This is a genomic window from Halolamina salina (genome assembly GCF_042678005.1).
GTDB classification, from domain to species: Archaea; Halobacteriota; Halobacteria; order Halobacteriales; family Haloferacaceae; genus Halolamina; species Halolamina salina.
The window spans coordinates 23,171-26,000 of sequence record NZ_JBHUDH010000035.1; the positions used below are offsets into that span (position 1 = coordinate 23,171).

The 2,830-nt window shown below is 70.4% G+C and carries 3 protein-coding genes; 1 reads left to right on the plus strand and 2 read right to left on the minus strand.

Features of this window, described 5'->3' with window-relative positions; genetic code table 11:
* On the plus strand, positions 1-649 hold a 649-nt coding region (locus ACFR9S_RS04450; protein ID WP_379818141.1), incomplete at its 5' end, for an enolase C-terminal domain-like protein.
* A gap of 16 nt (positions 650-665) precedes the next feature.
* On the opposite strand, the gene ACFR9S_RS04455 is transcribed toward ACFR9S_RS04450, so the two are convergent.
* Together ACFR9S_RS04455 and ACFR9S_RS04460 are read right to left on the minus strand one after the other, a co-directional pair.
* Positions 666-2,471, minus strand: a complete 1,806-nt coding sequence (locus tag ACFR9S_RS04455; RefSeq protein WP_379818142.1) for a M28 family peptidase — start codon at positions 2,469-2,471, stop codon at positions 666-668.
* Positions 2,472-2,549: 78 nt separating this feature from the next.
* Positions 2,550-2,830: zinc-binding dehydrogenase (locus tag ACFR9S_RS04460; protein WP_379818143.1), on the minus strand; the 281-nt coding region annotated here is incomplete at its 5' end.

Consider the following 2,830-nt stretch of genomic DNA (forward strand, 5'->3'; position numbering starts at 1 on the left):
GTTCGCCGACGCGCCGGGGTGGCAGAACCCGTTCAGCTACACCGACCTCGACGCCGACGCCGCGCGGATCAACGCCGTCACCCGCGAGCTAGCCGACCGAGCCGACCCAGAGGAGGTGTTCGTCCGCGCCGACGCGAACACCGGCTGGGAGTCGTACGAACGGGCGGGTCGGGCCATCGACCGGATCGAACGGCAGGCGTTCGTCGAGTACTACGAGCAGCCCGTGGCCGCCGACGCCGTCGGCGACCTCCGGTCGCTGCGGACCGTCCGCGGGGTGCCGGTGTTCGCCGACGAGGCGATCCACGACGCGGCGGACGTTCGCGAGCTCACGCGAGAGCCTGCGGCGGTCTCGGGGGTGTGTGCGAAGCTCGCCAAGGCGGGCTCGCTGACCGAGATCGTCCGGATGGGCGAACTGGCGGCCGACGCCGGCCTCCCGGTGACGCTGGTTAGCGCGTTCGAGACCTCCCTCGGCGTGGCGGCGAACCTCCACGTGGCGTCGGTGCTCCCGACGCTCTCCTCGGCGGCGGAGCTGGGCGCCAACCTGATCGCAGAAGACCCGGTCGATCGACCGATCGAGCGGGCGCCGGACACCCCGGTCCCGGACGGTCCGGGACTGGGCGTCGAACTCGACGACGCGCTGTTCGACTGAGCCGTCGGTGCCGCCGTCAGTTCGGTAGCTGCTCCCGCAGCCGCGACAGCTCGAACACCGCGTCGTTCTGTGCCCGTCGCAGCTCGACCTGCAGGAACCGGTACTCGTCGTCGTCCTCGTCGTACGCCTCGAACAGCGACGTGTGCTCGAAGCGCGGGTACGGCGGTCGGTTGTACGCGGGGTCCTGCTCGAACTGCCCGTCGCTGACGAAGTTGAGCCGTGTCAGCGTTCGCGACAGCGTCTTGATCGCCTCGTTCGCGGTTTCGGGGTCGATCTCGCCGGCCTCGACCGCGTCGTAGAACGACTCGACCGCGTCGGCGAGCTCGTCCAGCGCGTCGAGCGTGGGGCCGAAGTCGAAGGCGTCGCCAGCGAGCTCGTCGTACTCAGCGACGATCGAGCGGTGGCGCTCGACGTTGCGAGCGTGGTCGTGGGGGAGCACGTCCGCCCGGAGCAGCCGCGACACCAGCACGGCGTACATCCGGATGTCCCGGACCAGCTCGGGCTTGCCCGCCTTGTCGATCGTGTCGGTGCTGAGGTGCCACGCGTCGGCGTTCCCGCCGCAGCCGCCGACCGTGTGCCAGCGCATCGTCTCCCGCACGTCGGCGGGGATGTTCGAGGAGAGGGTGAACGCGCCCGAGACGCCGAGGTTGTTGAACGAGTAGTCGCCCGCACGTCGGGGGCGGTTCTCGCTGTAGGGGGCGCCGGTGGCGTCCTCGATCGCGCCGGCGACCACGCCGTGCATCTCCGGCATCCAGCACGCCATGTCGACGTACTCGGTGGAGCCTTTCGCCCCCGGGCTGTCCATGTCGACGTGGGCGACACAGTGCTCGGCGAGCTCCATGGCGAACTCGTCGGCGTACCACGTCGAGCCGGCGTATCGCCCCGTGGAGTGGCCGGGCCACCACGCGACACGGAGGTCACGCTGCAGTTCGTCGGCGTGTGCGTCGAAGACGCGGGCCAACTCCAGCAGCCCGGCGTCGCCGGTCGCGTTGTCCGTCACCCCGACCGCCCACGAGTCGTAGTGGCCGTGCAGCAGCACGAAGTCCTCGTCGTCGGGGTCGGCGGCCTCGCCCTCGATGCGTGCCTCGACGATCGGACACGCCATCCAGTCGGTCGTCACGTCGGTTCCGAGCGTCACCTCGTGGGTCGCCTCGGCGTCGGCGTACGTCCGCAGTTCGTCGCCGTCCGGGCGGGTGACGTTGGCGATCGGGATGTCCGGGATGCGCTCCTTCTCGTCGTAGGGGGGCGCGCCGCCCCAGACGGAGGTGGCGATCCCGTCGTGTGGCTCGCGCTCGTGTTCGTGGATCGCGATCACGCCGGCGGCGCCCTTCTGTTCGAGCACTCGGGTCGCCCGGATCGAGAGGCTCCCCGCCGCGGTGAGCGCGACTTTCCCGTCCAGATCGTCCACGTCGGCGTAGGGGCGGGTGACGTTCACGGCGTGGTACTGGCTCCCCTCGTCGGCGCCGACGTCGCTCTGCTCGGCCTCGCCGACGTACACCAGTTCGCCGGTCACCTCCCTCGACGCCGAGAACGCGACGGTCTTCACCGGTCCCGGCTCGAAGGCGCCGTCGTCGACCGTGATCGACGCGTCGTGGGGCTGGCTGATGTACAGTTCGGGGTCGTAGCGCTCGTACTCGACGCCGAACGCGTCCAGCCGCCCAGTGAGGTACTCGGCGGCCCGCCGCTCGTCCTCGGTGCCGGAGACGCGCTCCAACTCCGAGAACTCCTCGAGCAGCGCCCAGGGCTCGTCGATCGACACCGCGTCCGTGAGACGTGATTCGTACCGGTCTAGCGACTTCTCGCCGGCGCTCTCCTGAGACATCGTATTGGTAAGTCAATCCACGGCACAAAAATCTTCGCGTGCCGACCACCGGATGGCTCCCGGGTCGGCGCCAGCCGCTCACTCCTGTGGCGTCACGACGACCTTGCCGAACACCTCGCGGTTCTCGATGGCGCGGTGGCCCTCCGCGACGCGGTCGAGCGGGAGCACGCGGTCGACGACCGGCGACACCTCACCGCGGGCGATCAGGCGCCCCACGTCCCGGAAGTCCTGCCGGCTCCCCATCGGCGTCCCGAGGATCCGCCGGTGGCGCTGGTACACCGAGCGGATGTCGATGTCGGGGTCCGGGCCGGAGGTGGCGCCGCAGATCACCATCCGCCCGCCCATCGCGAGGCTGTCGA

What these genes read in the sequence shown, in the direction of transcription:
- ACFR9S_RS04455 (WP_379818142.1), bottom strand. Translation starts at nt 2,471, where the DNA reads ATGTCTCAGGAGAGCGCCGGCGAGAAGTCGCTAGACCGGTACGAATCA.